The sequence below is a fragment of the Halobacillus sp. Nhm2S1 genome, from assembly GCF_019599545.1.
GTDB lineage: Bacteria > Bacillota > Bacilli > Bacillales > Halobacillaceae > Halobacillus.
In genome coordinates, this window is record NZ_JAIEZV010000001.1 from 485,835 (window position 1) to 500,406 (window position 14,572).

At 44.4% G+C, this 14,572-nt stretch carries 17 protein-coding genes; 3 read left to right on the forward strand and 14 right to left on the reverse strand.

What is annotated here, in order from left to right; all coding sequences use genetic code 11:
* Positions 1-10: 10 nt before the first annotated feature.
* From ftsL to K2225_RS02475, 6 genes are all read right to left on the reverse strand, one after another.
* Positions 11-382: a cell division protein FtsL gene (gene ftsL, locus K2225_RS02450; RefSeq protein WP_146818696.1), complete on the reverse strand. Its 372-nt coding sequence runs from the start codon at positions 380-382 to the stop codon at positions 11-13.
* Positions 379-1,359 carry a 16S rRNA (cytosine(1402)-N(4))-methyltransferase RsmH gene (gene rsmH, locus K2225_RS02455; protein WP_220583322.1) on the reverse strand — a complete coding sequence of 327 codons (981 nt, stop codon included), beginning with the start codon at positions 1,357-1,359 and terminating at the stop codon, positions 379-381. The genes ftsL and rsmH overlap by 4 nt, the downstream gene beginning before the upstream one ends.
* A 21-nt stretch (positions 1,360-1,380) precedes the next feature.
* Positions 1,381-1,812, reverse strand: a complete 432-nt coding sequence (gene mraZ, locus K2225_RS02460) for a division/cell wall cluster transcriptional repressor MraZ (RefSeq protein ID WP_160912596.1) — start codon at positions 1,810-1,812, stop codon at positions 1,381-1,383.
* Between the two features lie 162 nt (positions 1,813-1,974).
* The gene (gene bshC / locus K2225_RS02465) at positions 1,975-3,600 is read right to left on the reverse strand and encodes a bacillithiol biosynthesis cysteine-adding enzyme BshC (protein ID WP_220583323.1); all 1,626 of its coding nucleotides are present in this window, start codon (positions 3,598-3,600) and stop codon (positions 1,975-1,977) included.
* Positions 3,601-3,993: 393 nt separating this feature from the next.
* Positions 3,994-4,377 carry a DUF3397 family protein gene (locus K2225_RS02470; protein ID WP_220583324.1) on the reverse strand — a complete coding sequence of 128 codons (384 nt, stop codon included), beginning with the start codon at positions 4,375-4,377 and terminating at the stop codon, positions 3,994-3,996.
* Positions 4,374-5,255, reverse strand: a complete 882-nt coding sequence (locus K2225_RS02475) for a ketopantoate reductase family protein (protein WP_220583325.1) — start codon at positions 5,253-5,255, stop codon at positions 4,374-4,376. Before K2225_RS02475 ends, K2225_RS02470 begins: the two co-directional genes overlap by 4 nt.
* A gap of 159 nt (positions 5,256-5,414) precedes the next feature.
* On the opposite strand from K2225_RS02475, the gene K2225_RS02480 reads away from it, so the two are divergent.
* Positions 5,415-5,900 carry an N-acetyltransferase gene (locus K2225_RS02480; RefSeq protein WP_089652800.1) on the forward strand — a complete coding sequence of 162 codons (486 nt, stop codon included), beginning with the start codon at positions 5,415-5,417 and terminating at the stop codon, positions 5,898-5,900.
* Positions 5,901-5,983: 83 nt separating this feature from the next.
* Here the strand turns inward: K2225_RS02480 and K2225_RS02485 are convergent, their stop codons facing one another.
* The 4 genes from K2225_RS02485 to K2225_RS02500 all read right to left on the reverse strand — a co-directional run bounded on the left by K2225_RS02485 (position 5,984) and on the right by K2225_RS02500 (position 8,667).
* Positions 5,984-6,466, reverse strand: a complete 483-nt coding sequence (locus K2225_RS02485; RefSeq protein ID WP_146818688.1) for an RsfA family transcriptional regulator — start codon at positions 6,464-6,466, stop codon at positions 5,984-5,986.
* A gap of 64 nt (positions 6,467-6,530) precedes the next feature.
* Complete coding sequence (locus K2225_RS02490; protein WP_220583326.1) at positions 6,531-7,286, reverse strand: enoyl-CoA hydratase/isomerase family protein; 756 nt, start codon at positions 7,284-7,286, stop codon at positions 6,531-6,533.
* Between the two features lie 638 nt (positions 7,287-7,924).
* Complete coding sequence (gene rpmF / locus K2225_RS02495) at positions 7,925-8,098, reverse strand: 50S ribosomal protein L32 (protein ID WP_035505553.1); 174 nt, start codon at positions 8,096-8,098, stop codon at positions 7,925-7,927.
* Between the two features lie 47 nt (positions 8,099-8,145).
* Positions 8,146-8,667, reverse strand: a complete 522-nt coding sequence (locus tag K2225_RS02500; protein ID WP_146818676.1) for a YceD family protein — start codon at positions 8,665-8,667, stop codon at positions 8,146-8,148.
* Positions 8,668-8,873: 206 nt separating this feature from the next.
* On the opposite strand from K2225_RS02500, the gene K2225_RS02505 reads away from it, so the two are divergent.
* Positions 8,874-10,088 (forward strand): nucleotidyltransferase, encoded by a 1,215-nt coding sequence (locus K2225_RS02505; protein ID WP_220583327.1) that lies wholly within the window; start codon positions 8,874-8,876, stop codon positions 10,086-10,088.
* 137 nt (positions 10,089-10,225) lie between these two features.
* On the opposite strand, the gene K2225_RS02510 is transcribed toward K2225_RS02505, so the two are convergent.
* Together K2225_RS02510 and K2225_RS02515 are read right to left on the reverse strand one after the other, a co-directional pair.
* On the reverse strand, positions 10,226-11,257 hold the full coding sequence (locus K2225_RS02510) for a SepM family pheromone-processing serine protease (protein WP_220583328.1): 1,032 nt from the start codon (positions 11,255-11,257) through the stop codon (positions 10,226-10,228).
* A complete protein-coding gene (locus tag K2225_RS02515) occupies positions 11,254-12,051 on the reverse strand; it encodes a patatin-like phospholipase family protein (RefSeq protein WP_220583329.1) in 798 nt (265 codons plus the stop codon). Before K2225_RS02515 ends, K2225_RS02510 begins: the two co-directional genes overlap by 4 nt.
* A gap of 149 nt (positions 12,052-12,200) precedes the next feature.
* Between K2225_RS02515 and ylbJ the strand changes: the two genes are divergently transcribed.
* On the forward strand, positions 12,201-13,412 hold the full coding sequence (ylbJ, locus tag K2225_RS02520; RefSeq protein ID WP_255574122.1) for a sporulation integral membrane protein YlbJ: 1,212 nt from the start codon (positions 12,201-12,203) through the stop codon (positions 13,410-13,412).
* Positions 13,413-13,440: 28 nt separating this feature from the next.
* On the opposite strand, the gene coaD is transcribed toward ylbJ, so the two are convergent.
* Both coaD and rsmD read right to left on the reverse strand, forming a co-directional pair.
* Positions 13,441-13,917: a pantetheine-phosphate adenylyltransferase gene (coaD, locus tag K2225_RS02525; protein WP_146818667.1), complete on the reverse strand. Its 477-nt coding sequence runs from the start codon at positions 13,915-13,917 to the stop codon at positions 13,441-13,443.
* Positions 13,918-13,929: 12 nt separating this feature from the next.
* Positions 13,930-14,502: a 16S rRNA (guanine(966)-N(2))-methyltransferase RsmD gene (gene rsmD / locus K2225_RS02530; protein ID WP_220583330.1), complete on the reverse strand. Its 573-nt coding sequence runs from the start codon at positions 14,500-14,502 to the stop codon at positions 13,930-13,932.
* Positions 14,503-14,572 lie beyond the last annotated feature (70 nt).

Here is a 14,572-nt window from a genome sequence, read left to right on the forward strand (position 1 = left end):
TCACCAGCCGTTACTCGTTATTGATTTTACCGGCTTGCTTCACTTGTGCATTTTGGATATTCAACCCATTTTCTTTAGCAATGCTCAAAATCCGATCCGGGTTACTAAGTTCTTTCACCTGATAAGCAAGGTTTTCATTAAGGGACTCCTGTTGTTGAATCTCTTGTTCAAGCCCGCGGATATCACGGTTGATCGTATCTGTTTGAGCAGATGTCTGCACTAAAAACACCGACGCTGCAAGCACTGCAGTCGTTGCAAACGAATAGAGGAACTTTTCCCCTGTGCTAATCCATTTTTTCTTTTTATGTACCTTTACTTTCGCCTGTTTTTGTCTTTCAGGCTGTTGTAAAGGCTGCTGTTTTCTAATCTGTTCAGCACTCATGTTTGTTTCCACCCTTCATTAAATTCGAATTCTTTATTCCAAGGTTTGACTTTCTCGACAATCCTCAGTTTCGCAGAACGTGAACGACGATTCTCCTCAAGCTCTGATTCATCAGCTACAATAGGCTTTCGGCTGACCATTTGGAAAGGTGGCTGTTTATCTTCCGGGATCATTGGGATGTTTTTCGGCAATGGAGGATTTGTACTCCATTTCTTGAACGCCTGCTTGCATAAACGATCCTCTAGAGAGTGGAAGGTGATGACAGCAATCCGTCCACCGATCCCAACGACTCTTGCTGCCTGATGAAGGCTGTCCTGAAAAGCTCCAAGCTCATCATTGACTGCAATACGGATGGCCTGAAAAACCCTTTTACCAGGGTGTCCGCCTTTTCTTCTGGCTGGCGCAGGGATCCCTTCCTTGATGAGTTCAACCAATTCTCCTGTCGTTTCAATGGTTTTCTCTTTTCTTGCTGCTTCGATCTTCCTTGCAATTTGTTTGGAGAACTTCTCTTCTCCGTATTTGAAAAAGATACGGACGAGATCCTCGTATGGCCACTCATTGACAACTTCTTTCGCACTGAGCTCTGCTTCCTGGTTCATCCGCATATCGAGCGGAGCGTCCTGATGGTAGCTGAACCCTCGCTCTTCTACATCCAATTGGGGACTGGAAACGCCAAGATCATAAATAACACCATCGACTTCCGTTACCTCAAGCTCTGCTAATTTCTCTTCCAACTGACGGAAGTTAGCATGGACGAAAGTAACACGATCCTGATAATCCTTCAGACGGTCCATTGCAGCTTTCAAGGCAACTTCATCCTGATCGAAAGATATCAACCGACCATTCCCCTTCAAGGCTTTGGCAATCGCTTCGGAGTGCCCTCCACCTCCTAAGGTGCAGTCGACATAAATGCCTTCCGGGTCCAAATCTAAATGTTGTATGGTTTCACTTTTTAATACACTGTAATGTTCAAACATGGTTTCACTCGTTTCTATCGATCAGATATCAAAATCCAACATATTTTCTGCGATCTCTGAGAAGGAATCTTCCGATGCCTCGAAATAACTTTCCCATTCATCATGACTCCAAAACTCTATCCTATTGGATACACCGATGACGACACATTCTTTTTCTAATGATGCATATTTTCTTAGAGGTTGTGGAATGTTGATTCTTCCTTGCTTGTCTACTTCACACTCAACAGCACCAGAGAAGAAAAAGCGGGTGAAAGCGCGGGCATCTTTTTTCGTTAAGGGGAGTTTTTTCAGCTTCTCTTCAAGCAGCTTCCACTCGTTCATAGGATAAGCAAACAGACACTGATCTAAACCTCGGGTGAGAACAAAGCTGTCACCAAGGTCCGGGCGGAATTTCGAAGGTACGATGATCCGTCCTTTTGTATCAATGTTGTGTTGAAATTCACCCATGAACATAGAGTTCCCCCACCTTCTAATTTCACCTTACCACATCGCCCCACTTTTCTCCACTTACTTTTTTATCATTCTCTTCCCATGAAAAAAATCCTGCCCGTGAAGGCAAGATTTTAAAGGGTTTAATCATATTTTTTTGTGGTGGGGGATGGTGGAGGACCTTCCCTACAAATATACGACATAATGATCGTTTCTAAAGCTCAGATGGTGTCTGTTCATCTGCTGAAACACCGTCGTTCCGTATGTGTTCACCCATGGGACGATGCTCCACATCCTCTCCTGCAGTCCACCACCAGGATGAAGTGTCCATTCCATATTTTCAAACTGATCCATCTCATGTTGATGGCGTGATTCCATCGATTGGTGAAGCCGTTTCTCTAGAAAGTCAATGTTTTCCAGGATGTATTCCAAATTCTTCTCAGCCAGCTGACCAAGGTCTGCACCTAGTGCAGCAGATTTTTCACGGAGCGGCGCATGGACGGCCTCGACTTCTTTTTTCACCTGTTCGGTTAAATGATGGACCTGAGGGGTACTTTGGGAAGCAATCCAATTCATCTTCTTCTCTCTCACTCCAGAGCGGATGGCTTCATCCGCAGGGATATGAAACCTTTCTAACTGCTGGCCTGTCTTCCGGTCAATCATTGTAAAGGATAGACGCGGAAGCACAGGCGGCATACACAACCCCGCCGCTTCAAAAGCCGGCTTTAAAACAGACCAGTAATTGATTTCTCCCGGACCACCGATAAAGGCAAGGACTGGGAAAAGGGCCTCCTGCATCAACGGTCTTGTCACCACATTATTGCTTAGCAGCTCTGGTGTTTCTTCTGCGACCTTCAACAACTCTGATTCCGTCAAAACGACTTCATTATTTTTTCCACGATAATTCCCTTCTTCGTCCCGAACAAGGAGAACTCTTTCTCCTTCGAAACTATAGAACAAATGGGCGTCATCAAGTTCGCTGTCAAGAATGGTCTCATACCCTTCCTGACGGTTTTTCTGCAAGACCGCGTACACCCCACTGGCTATTTCTCTATTTTTATCAATCATCGTACTGAAGTAAGGCGTTTCAAGGCGGCGGACTTCAGGATCATGAGCATCCATTAACACGAGGCCTTCCTCAGGGAAAAGATGATAAACCACTTTGGCGAAAAAGTCACTGTAACTGTCCGATTCTTTTAATAACCTTTCCATTTCTTTATAAAAGTCCTGCGTATGCTCTGTTTCCTTCACCATTCCGAAAACGTCCTTCAACCAGGCAGAGGCTTTTTGCTGATCAATGGTGATCTCAGAAACGGAAGCTTTCGTCTCAGGGGTATGATCGATTGTCATCTTTTCCATACCGCTTCCCTGCTTCATCATGATATGGTGAATCTCATCAAAATCGTGATCTTCCCCAGCAATCCAAAAAACAGGAATGACCGGTTTTCCAAGATCGCGTTCCTTTTCTTTTGTCAGCTGCAGAACGGATATGATTTTATGGACGGAATAGAGCGGACCTGTAAGCAGGCCGGCTTGCTGGCCAGCGATGACGACCACACTATCTTCATCTTTTAGCTTTTCAATATTGTTAAGGGTTTCCTCTGGAGCTTCCCACCGTCGATTCATTCGATTCAGCACTTCAGAAAGCTCAGTCCTTTGATACGTTTGATTCCTTATTTCAGATAACCGACGCTCCCAAGTAGATTCTTCAAACGGGTGGTGGTTAAACCGATCAGCTATATTTTCATAATTGTTTTTATAGTCACGAAACAACGTTTGTTTCGGTTCAAGTTTAATCGGTTCGATGCGCATCTCTATACGACTCCTTTATCGGCAATAATTACATGATTAATTATGTATCCTATTGTATTGTACAAAAAACCACCACAGACTTCACATTATCTGTTTGAAACTCTAATTCCATATAAGCTCCCGTACTTGTTATTAAAGAAAATATCAAAATTGTGGAAGACTCGATATCAAGATCATTCGAGGTTCGTTCCCCGTTTTGAGCTTCAGGGGTGGCTGGGAAGCTACTCGCTTTCCTGTGGGGGAGTGGCGAGACTCCTGCGGGGGAAAAGTGCAGGGTACGAAGGAGACTTTTCCACAGGTAAGCACAGCCTTTTTGATTTGGGCTGTGCTTATCGTTTGCTTTCATTATTTTATGTCGGACTGAAGAATTCATGTAAATGCTTTGTTCAGGCACTAGCTGAAAAAGACTCTTGTTACGAACCCAAACGCACTCAATCCCATATAGAATACGATGAACAAAAGAAAACTTACGCGCCAGAATCCTTTGAGTGCCCGGAACAGGCGGACTTCTTCGTTGATTTTATACTGCGCTACCATCGACATACCTAAGAGGATCAAAAGGAAGATAATAATGAACGGTAGAAAGCTGCGGTCAAACAAAACGACAAGGAGAACATGGACCGACAAAATAAAGATAGGCGCGGTATAGTTTGCTGTGCGGTGCAAGGCCTTTAACTTATGCTTGCTCCACTTTCTGGCACATAGATAGAAAACCACCAGAAAAGGAAGAGGAAGAGTCAGCAGAAACGCAATCGTATAAACGATCAGATCACTCATCTTTTTCGAACCCCCCTTTCATATTCGAGTGCATGAATCGCATGCAAGACGAAATGATGGTAAGGAAGTGGGCATTTTCCATGTTTCAGGATGTAACCACTAATACTGTCCACTTCTGTCAATCTGTTTTCTGTGATGTCCTTCATCATCGAGGAATGATTTTCTCCCGTTGCCTCTGCTACTTTCTTCACTCGCTCCCATTCATCAGAAAAGGAAAGGCCTAAAACGGAACAAGCTTCTTCGCACAAGAAACGGGCCAGTTCATTTATGGATGGATTCGTGAGGATGGAACGGTTCGGTTGATAGAATAGTGCCGTGAGAGGATTAATCACCGTATTTATGATTAGTTTGCTCTTTAGCATAGGCTCATATTGTTCTTTAAATACGACTGGAAAATGTGCTGTATGTAATTCCTTTGAGAGGGCTTGTCCCTGAATAGGATCCATTTTTTTATAGACGGCCATTTGAATATTCCCACGCCCCCTATGGTCGACTACGTTTTGACCTTTAGCCAGTGCACCGTGTTCAATGACACCGACACAGCTTATCAAACGAGTTTGTGATAGTTTCTCCAAATGCCCCATCCCATTTTGGAGGAATAAAAACGGGGCGTCACCAGGGAGGGCCTGGTCAAGAAAATCATCCATCGCATGTTGTTTAATGGTTACCATCCATAAGTCATAACCTTCACTCATTTGTGTAACAAGATGCGCATGAACGGGCACAGCCTCTGTAAATTGTTCACAGATAATCCCTTGTGCCTCAAGGATTTCTCTCTGTTCTTCCTTTTTCACAAACATATGCACTTCGTGATTCTTACCTAAATAGGCCCCTGCCAATAATCCTATGGAACCCGCCCCAATGATGCCGATTTTCATGATTCTCTCCTCATTTCGTACTAATCTGCTTCACTATTGTAGCAGATTCCTAAACGATATTGCAGTCGATTCTTGTCCAATGTATTATTATTCATTTCATTCTGAAAATTTTTATATTATAATATGGATATAGACAGATATTTGAAAGGGGATTCTTTCATGATGACGAAAACAAGAGTTCAACCTTTATTGGTCAACTATAAGACGCTTGAGGAATTTAAACGGTTCAAAGAATATGGGAACCAGGAACTTGCGATGCTCGAGGACTTGGAGAGCAATATCGTGGAAAACGATAGTGAGTCACCATTTTACGGAGTGTATTATGGAAGCGCTTTAGTCGCACGCATGAGCTTATACCGAGTTAAAGCCAAGTATGACCATTATTTTGATCCTTCTCAGGACTATCTGGAATTGTGGAAACTTGAGGTTCTTCCGGATTATCGTGGGCTGGGCTATGGAAAAGCGCTCGTGGAATTCGCCAAAAGCTTTGATTTACCGATTAAAACAAACCCTAGAATTAATTCTCATGGTTTTTGGGAGAAAATGGGCTTTCAAAAAGCGCATTATGATGTAGAACGTGACCTCGGAGAAAATCCACTGATCTGGATGCCTTCAGGTGTGGAAGAAAGAGATGTAAACGCATAAAACATGAATGAGGCCACTACACAATGTTGTAGGGGCCTTTGTTTATGATGGTAAATAATATGAATGGCAGGTGAATCGATCGATCAAACACCACTCTCACTTTTTCTTTTTTCTCTTACCCAATGGACAAGTTTATCCATTTCATTCCACGCCGCTTCCCACTGTTTCAATTCTTCTCTAAGCTTCTCATTATCTTCGTTCAGTTTTTTCAACTGGGTTTCTAAATTTTCTTTCCCGTAATCTTCAAACTGCTTTGATCTCATTTCTTTCAGAAACGAGATGGCGGCATCCAAAGACATCGGGGCATCATCAGAAGACTTAGAGGATGAATAAATCGTCCGTGTGGCTTTACGGCTGTTTTTCGCTTCCTGAATTTCTTTCTGATATTCTTTGCGCACAGTCGCATTCCACCTGAATCCACATGCAGCAGGCGTCCTGTGTAATTGTTCAGCCACTTCCTGGAAGGCTTCCAGCTGGGTCTTCCCTTCCCGAATATGTTTCAAAACCGTCGTTGCCAATAACAGGTCTTCCTCGTCCTTCCAGGCATCTTGTCTCGGGGCATCCATAGCATCCCTCCTCTATCGTTTGCTTATAGTTATGCAGGAGGAATGATTGATAGAATCGCATTTCTCATCTTTTTCTCTTAGCTTCAAAGTTTCGAACCGCTTCTTTATGCTCATCCGATTCCCATAACAGGGAGCACTGTCTGACCTCACGCTCCATACGTTCAGAAAGCCTGTTGAATTCCATATGATCCATATACTGTCGCTTGAAAATTTTCATTTGTTCATGTGTTTTATTGAGAAAAGATGAGAAAATGTCTTCGTTCCAGTTTACTGTAATCATCTTATGTAACCATCCAATTCGATAGACTTGCTCTGCTGAGTACATGTCAGCATCCATTAACCAATGAGCAGCTACGTCGTTGTTTATCCGCTGATATAGAAGGGTGCCCCCTCCCCATCCAGGGATAATACCTAAATTAGCTTGGATAAAACCAAAGGACGCGCCCTCTATTCCATATCTAAAATCACAGGCCGTTGCGATTTCACACCCGCCTCCCCTTGCTTGTCCGTTTAATACGGCAATCGTAGGGACAGGAAACGCAGCCAACTCATACAGGACCTCTTTCATTGGATGCAGCGTGGTGTAGGCTTGTTCGGCACTCATTTCGCCATGGAGTTCACGCAAATCCCCCCCTGCACAAAAAGCACGATCACCCGCACCTGTGACCACAAGGAACTTCAAGTTTTCTTTCTTCAACTCTATGAGCGCTTGATAAAATTCTTTCGTCATTTGTTTTGAGATCGCATTCATCTTTTCTGGTCGGTTCAGGGTTAAAACCGCATACCCTTCTTTTTTCTCTACTAAAATTAGTTGTGACACTTCCTCCACCCCTTCCAATACTAATGTACCAGAAATCTATAGATTTTGTTCAACTATATGGCAGGATTGTGGAAGACTCGGTTTCGAGACTTTTTCGGGGTTCGTTGCTGAGTTGAGCGTCAGGGGTGGCTGGGAAGCAACTCGCTTTCCTGTGGGGGAGTGGCGAGCTTCCTCGGGCTAACGGCCTGCGGGATCTCTCCTATCTCCTTTCTCCCACGGGAGTCTCGCAGCTTCCCAACCACCCCTTTCAATGTAAGGGAGAAACGAACCCTTGTACCAAGTTGGAGGATCTTCCACTATCCAACTGTTAGAGGTATAAAGGTGTTATGGAGGTGTTCTATAACCCACTTCCCATAATTATACGAGTTGACCTTTTGGTAGTGGTTTCGAGAATCTTCCATGGCAAAGGGGCGGAGGGGAATGGCGAGACTCCTGCGGGAAAAAAAGTGCAGGGTGAGACCCCACAGGACGAATTCCAAGGAGGCTCACCGCGCTCCCGCGGAAAGCGAGCTATTCCCCGCATCCCCATCCACTCAACTAAAGTCTTAAACTGAGTCTTCAAGTATAGGGAGCGTTAGTGGGAGAGTTTGCGGACATAAAAAAAGACCTGACGGATGTCAGGCCTTTCTTTGATGAACTTAGTCGTTCACCACTTGTTTTCCATTATATTGTCCACAAGATTTGCAAACATGGTGTGGTTTTGAGTACTCGCCACAGTTATCACACTGAACCATTCCTGGTGCGTGAAGTTTCTTGTGAGTACGACGTTGGTTTTTGACTTTCTTAGACGTTTTACGCTTAGGTACTGCCATGTTGTACACCTCCTTTAAGGGATTTCTGAGAACCATAACATATTGTTTTACTCGTTCTCTTCTTCATTTAATAATGATTGCAGTTTAGCCATTCGAGGATCCACTTTCTTTTCCTCAGGTTCCTCTGTAACCACCTGCCAGCCCTTCCCTTCCTGGGGGGCTGCTTCATGAGCCTCATCATCATGGGAAAAAACGCGAGTCGGAATCTCCAACTGTACATTTTCCTTGATATAAGGCGTTAAGTCAAGCACTTCTCCATTCACGGAATGAACTTCAGAGTCATCTTCTTCTGTATGGTAAGGTGACAGATTAAATGCCTCCAGAGCATCAATGTGAAATGGATAAGTCACATCAACTAACGTTCGGGCACAAGGCAACACCATTTCTCCATCAATCGAAAAAGTTACCGTTATATCATTTCCTCGAGTCATTGCTTGACCTTTGACATGAACAGGGGAAATCCTGCGAATGTCATTGTTCAGTTGTTCTAATTCGCGAATATCTACGTCATCCTCAAAGTAGAATGGCTCATCACCTGTCTGCTTGAGTTTTTGTAGAGGAAATTTCATAGTTATCACCTCATGGCAACAAGAGTTATTGTAAAAGGATTTCGCTGATTTGTCAATATTTTTTCTTTACAGCATATCCTTATTCTCGTGCGGTTTTAGTAAGATTTATCATATTTCACGGTCAGGAATGCGAAATTTCCATAGTATCATGATAAAATAAACCAAACACTTGTTCAATAGTAAAGAATCGGATGGGAGGATCTTTTGTGAAATCATGTGGAGTTGTTGTTGAATATAATCCTTTTCATAATGGACATCTTTATCATTTGGAAGAATCGAAAAAACATGCAGAAGCCGATTGCATGATCGCCATCATGAGCGGGAACTTTTTACAGCGTGGAGAACCTGCGATAATCGATAAATGGAACCGAACGGAAGCCGCGCTCCGTGGCGGGGCGGATCTCGTGCTTGAACTCCCCTTCCTTTATGCGGTCCAACACAGCGATTACTTTAGTCAAGGGGCTATCCAGACACTTGCTGAAGTCGGGGTGGACAGCGTTTGCTTTGGCAGTGAAAACGGCAGGATTGCGGCGTTCACGGAGGCTTTTGAGCATATGAGCAGACATCAGGAAGAGTATGATGTGACCGTGAGAAGATATTTGAATGAAGGATATGCCTACCCAGAGGCTTCCCGCCTTGGATATGAATCCATTTCTTTCCCCTCTGGTTCCATCGACCTCACACAACCGAATAACATCCTTGGCTATAGTTACGTCAAACAACTTCTTACTTATGCTCCAGACATTGAACCACTGACCGTTTTACGAAAAGATAACCACTACCATGATGAAGAGATTCATGGAAAGATTGCAAGTGCAACAAGCATTCGAAAAGAATTGTTTGAAGAAAAAGAACTGACAGAGAAGGCTGGACAGTCGCTTCCCCCTTCCACAGTTGAGGTTTTACATGAGTACAAAAACACCCATGGCCTTTGGCACGATTGGGAAGCCTATTTTCACCTGCTTCAATACAAGATCATGACGATGGAGGAAAGTACCCTCCGCTGTTTCCATGGAGTCGACGAAGGTTTGGAATACCGTCTTAAAAGGACCATCAAAGAGGCTGCAACCTTCCATCAGTTTATCTCTTCTTTGAAAACGAAGAGGTACACGTGGACACGCCTTCAGCGGACCCTTGCCCATATTCTTGTTGGAACGGATAAACAGGAAGCCCGCGTGCTTTTAAGAGAAACACCGCCCCCTTATGCAAGAATCCTTGGCATGTCAGACACAGGTAAAAAGTATTTAAGCGGTATAAAAAAAGAAACCTCTATCCCGCTTATCACACAACCTCAGCAGCTGGAGCATGAAATGTTGGATTTGGAAGCAAGGGCTGCGGCCGCTTATTATAGTGTCTTGTCTCCTGAGCGTAGAGTAGATCAACTGAAACGTGAATACGGCCCGCCTGTGATCCATTCATGAACGGGATAAAATCATCCCCCCAGGAGTGCGAATGGTACTTTAAACCAAAGGTTGCACCTATATCACCGTGAACGTTCCCTGTATAGTATTTATTTAAAAATAAAAACAGCCGCTCCTCCTTCGGAACGGCTGTTTTTTTATGCTTCCTTCTTCGGTTTTAATTCCTGCAGAAAATCCAGTGCATCCTGGAATGTATCCACAGGAACGACTTTCATGTCGGTATCGATTTCTTCTGCCGTTTCTTTGGCAATTTGATAATTGGATCCTTCTCTTCCCTCTTCATTTGGTGCAAAGAAAACTTCTGCACCGTGGTCGGAAGCGGCCACCACTTTCTTATCAATGCCTCCGATTCTTCCTACTTGTCCTTCATAGTTTATTTCTCCGGTCCCTGCGATTTCATAACCTTTTGTGATATCAGGCTCTGTCAATTGATCATAAATTTCCAAAGAAAACATCAGTCCGGCACTCGGCCCTCCGATTTCACCACTTTTGACGTTCACTTTCGGATTCACATCTACTGTCCGGTCGGTCACAAGGGAAATGCCGACCCCTACCTTGTCTGGATTATCAGGAAAAGGAGCCAGTTCAAGTTCACGTTCGATTGTTTCCTCATCTCTTACAATGGTAAGCATGACGGACTCTCCTTCACCCTTGTTGCTCACATAGTCGATCAGGTCACTCGTTTCTTGAATGTCCTGGCCATCGACTTTCACAATCTGATCGCCCGTCTCTAAAATCTCTTCGGCTGGCATCCCTTCAATCACATTCATGACATAGACGCCTTCATAGTTAATCTCAATCTCTTTGCCGGCTGCTTGATAGGCGACGACTTTGGAGGCTTCCTGAGAAGATTCCATCATTTGCAGCTGGGCATGGAAGTACTCTTCCTCTGACACCCCTTCCGGACGAATGTCTTCTAATGGATAGATTTGATGGAATGGACGGACCTGGGCAAGAACCCATTGAATAGGTGTCGCCTGTCCACCTCTGACGGTTACAAGGTGCATATCCCCTTCACTGTCGTAACCACCCTCGACTTCGACAATGTCATTTAACGCATCCGCGGTTCCCGGTTTATAAATATAATAAGGGAGGCGGAAGGCCCCCAGGAATGCCACGATAAGTACGGTTATAATTCCAGTGATAATTAGTTTACGATTTGCTTTCATTCGTCATTTGACTCCTTCCACGCAGCGAGCTTCATCTTTATTTCTTGTATGCAATCTTCCGCTGCTTTCTCCCCCGCCTCTACAATTTCCTGGATCTTCGTAAAAGCCCGGGAGCTGAATTTGGATACATCCGGTTTGATCATCACATCCGCATCAGAGGAGACCCCAATAGCTGTGACTAATTCATCCTGCATAATATCAATGCTCTGGGTAATGACATCATAAATTGAATTAATGTTTGGGTCAGAGTCAAAGTGAGCACAATCCACAGCAATAATAAATGCAGCCCCCATATCTTTCACCACAGAGACAGGGACACGATCAATGACCCCTCCATCAATATAGAGACGATCTTCAATTCTTTCGGGTACGAAAATCCCGGGAATGGCAATGCTTGCTCTGACCGCATCACTTGCAGGACCTGTCGTGAAGATTTTCTTCTCTCCGGCGTAGAGATCCGTAGCGACAATGGACATGGGTGTTTGAAAATCCTCGATGTTCTTTCCGAACGTGAAAAGCCGGATGTATTCTTTGATTCTTTTCCCTTGAACAAACCCCATTTTGGGGACAGTGAAATCCAAATAGTACTTTCTTTTAAACGTAAAGGCAAGTTTATACATATCTTCGATTCTTTGTCCGGCAGCAAAAAAAGAGCCGACGAGCGCCCCCATACTGCTTCCTGCAATGAAATCAACGGGAATATCATGTTCACGAAGGACCTTCAGAACACCCAAGTGTGCAAAACCACGCGCTCCTCCAGAACCTAAAGCCAATCCGATCTTTGGTCTCGCCACTCGCCATTCCTCCTTCATCCATGTGGTTTATTTTATGGAATAAACCATTCCCTTATGAGCGTACACATGGAATATAGACAACCTGTGAGCACGCGTCGAAATCTATACCCATTCTACTATTCCTATGATGAGAAGTACAGAAAACAGCCATGTCTAAGGAGGCGTTCTCGATTTCCAAATTGAAAACCATCGCATTGACGCTGCTTGCTTCGGCGCTTGCGGTTTCCTTGATTTTATATCCACGTGATGCCCTATCCGCCAGTCTCAGAGGACTCGATCTTTGGTGGGAAATCGTCTTCCCTTCCCTTCTCCCATTTTTTATAACCGCAGAATTTTTAATCGGTTTCGGTGTCGTACACGGGCTCGGGGCCCTTAGTGAACGGTTTATGAGGCCCTTGTTTAATGTTCCTGGTTGCGGCGGTTTTGTTTGGGTGATGGGAATGGCAAGCGGTTATCCTTCCGGAGCGAAGTGGACGGCCGACCTGCGTAAGAAAGGACAAGTGACCCGTGTCGAAGCGGAGAGGTTGGTCGCTTTTACTAACGCTTCTAGTCCACTTTTCATTTTCGGAGCCATCGCTGTCGGATTCTTTCACGATGCAAGCCTTGGCATTCTCATTGCTATCGCCCATTATGGTGGGAATTTTCTCGTGGGCATCGGCATGCGTTTCTATAAGAGAAATGATCAGGAACGTAGCATGGAACGTACGTCTGCTTCCTGGAAAGATGCGTTCAGTAAAATGCACCAATCTCGGCTGGATGATGGACGAACACTAGGCAAATTGATGGGAGATGCAGTGACAAGATCAGTGGATACACTGCTTATGGTTGGTGGTTTTATCATGCTTTTCTCCGTTCTCACGGAATTGTTGAAGCAGACAGGTGCCATTCATATTTTTTCACACCTGCTTCTTTATACAGGACTTCCTGAAACGTTCCATGTTCCTTTTACAGCAGGAATGTTGGAATTGACGACTGGTATCGGAGCGGTTACCGAAACCCATGAACCTTTGCTCGCTCAGCTTTTAATCGTAAGCTTCATTCTCGGTTTTCATGGATTTTCGATTCAGGCCCAAATCGCAAGCATTCTTGCAGAAACAGACATCCGCTTCAAACCTTACGCACTGGCAAGGATTGCTCATGGAATGGTCGCCGCTGCGTTGATTTATGTATTGTATTTCGTTTACCGCCCCTTTCAACAACAAAGCATGCCGATCTGGAATCCAAATGAAAACTTCACGACCCCCATTCTCGAATTTTTCAATCATTATGGACCGCCGATTACTTTGCTCATGATCATGCTCATGATCTGTGTAAAATGGAACAGTGAACGGAAAACAAAAAAACGATCCCTACACGTATAATCCGTAGAGATCGTTTTTTCTGTCGTGTTTAAAATTTTTCTGAAAGAGCTTTTTCTACAGGCGGTGGAACAAGGTCACTGATGTTCGCCCGGTATTTCGCCACCTCTTTAACAATGCTTGAACTCAAGAAAGAGTATTGATTGTTTGTCATCACGAAAAACGTTTCAATATCTTCATTCAGCTTCCGGTTCATGGAAGTGATCTGCATTTCATATTCAAAATCACTCACGGCCCGTAAACCTCGAATGATCGCATGCGCTCCTTTTTCCTCGGCATAATCCATCAAAAGGCCGCTGCAGGCGTCCACGGAAACATTGTCGATATCTTTGGTTACTTCTTCCAACAATTCCTTGCGTTCGTTCACATCAAATAGAGGAGATTTACTCTGGTTGTTGAATACCGCCACGATGACGTGGTCAAAGACTTTCGCCCCTCTTCGGATAATATCCAAATGTCCATATGTAACGGGATCGAAACTTCCCGGGCAAATCGCAATACGTGTCATACCCTTCTCTCCTTACTCAAAAATCGATACACCGATATTACTTCCATAATGATCGGTTTTCATACGTTTCAGACGCCCCACTTCTTCAGGTATTTCTTCGGAAGCATCGTGTTCACAAACGATAACCGCGTGTTCTGAGATCAAATCAAATTCTAAAAGCGCTTCCATTAAGTCCTGATAAGAAAACTTCTTATAGGGTGGATCCAGGAAAATATAATCAAACGTCAGTCCCCGTTTCCCAGCCGCCTTGATGGCACGCATGGCATCGGTTTTGAAAACTTCTGTACGCTCTTTGATCTCGAGCGTTTTTATATTTTCATAAATGGTCTGGATCGCTTTTTGCTGTTGATCGACGAACACACAAGATTCCACACCACGACTCAAAGCTTCAATTCCGAGACCACCGCTCCCTGCAAACAAATCCAGAGCTTTTCCGCCCTCAAAAAAAGGCCCAATCCCGTGAAAGACCGCTTCCTTCACTTTGTCTGTCGTCGGTCTGGTTTTATGTGTAGGGACAGATTTCAACGGACGTCCCTTAAATTCACCAGCAATCACTCGCATCCTGTACACCTCACTTGTCAGCATTCCCCATAATCCTACCACAAAACAGACGTCACAGGGAAGTACAGGGTGTGGAAGTGCCCTGGGAGACACG

Bases quoted from the DNA above. Each gene is read 5' to 3' on its own strand.
- rsmH (WP_220583322.1), bottom strand. From the start codon at position 1,359: ATGTTTGAACATTACAGTGTATTAAAAAGTGAAACCATACAACATTTA.
- K2225_RS02485 (WP_146818688.1), bottom strand. From the start codon at position 6,466: ATGGATGCCCCGAGACAAGATGCCTGGAAGGACGAGGAAGACCTGTTA.
- rpmF (WP_035505553.1), bottom strand. From the start codon at position 8,098: ATGGCAGTACCTAAGCGTAAAACGTCTAAGAAAGTCAAAAACCAACGT.
- K2225_RS02475 (WP_220583325.1), bottom strand. From the start codon at position 5,255: ATGAAAATCGGCATCATTGGGGCGGGTTCCATAGGATTATTGGCAGGG.
- coaD (WP_146818667.1), bottom strand. From the start codon at position 13,917: ATGACACGTATTGCGATTTGCCCGGGAAGTTTCGATCCCGTTACATAT.
- K2225_RS02510 (WP_220583328.1), bottom strand. From the start codon at position 11,257: ATGAAAGCAAATCGTAAACTAATTATCACTGGAATTATAACCGTACTT.
- ftsL (WP_146818696.1), bottom strand. From the start codon at position 382: ATGAGTGCTGAACAGATTAGAAAACAGCAGCCTTTACAACAGCCTGAA.
- mraZ (WP_160912596.1), bottom strand. From the start codon at position 1,812: ATGTTCATGGGTGAATTTCAACACAACATTGATACAAAAGGACGGATC.
- ylbJ (WP_255574122.1), top strand. From the start codon at position 12,201: ATGTCTAAGGAGGCGTTCTCGATTTCCAAATTGAAAACCATCGCATTG.
- rsmD (WP_220583330.1), bottom strand. From the start codon at position 14,502: ATGCTGACAAGTGAGGTGTACAGGATGCGAGTGATTGCTGGTGAATTT.
- K2225_RS02480 (WP_089652800.1), top strand. From the start codon at position 5,415: ATGATGACGAAAACAAGAGTTCAACCTTTATTGGTCAACTATAAGACG.
- K2225_RS02500 (WP_146818676.1), bottom strand. From the start codon at position 8,667: ATGAAATTTCCTCTACAAAAACTCAAGCAGACAGGTGATGAGCCATTC.
- bshC (WP_220583323.1), bottom strand. From the start codon at position 3,600: ATGCGCATCGAACCGATTAAACTTGAACCGAAACAAACGTTGTTTCGT.
- K2225_RS02470 (WP_220583324.1), bottom strand. From the start codon at position 4,377: ATGAGTGATCTGATCGTTTATACGATTGCGTTTCTGCTGACTCTTCCT.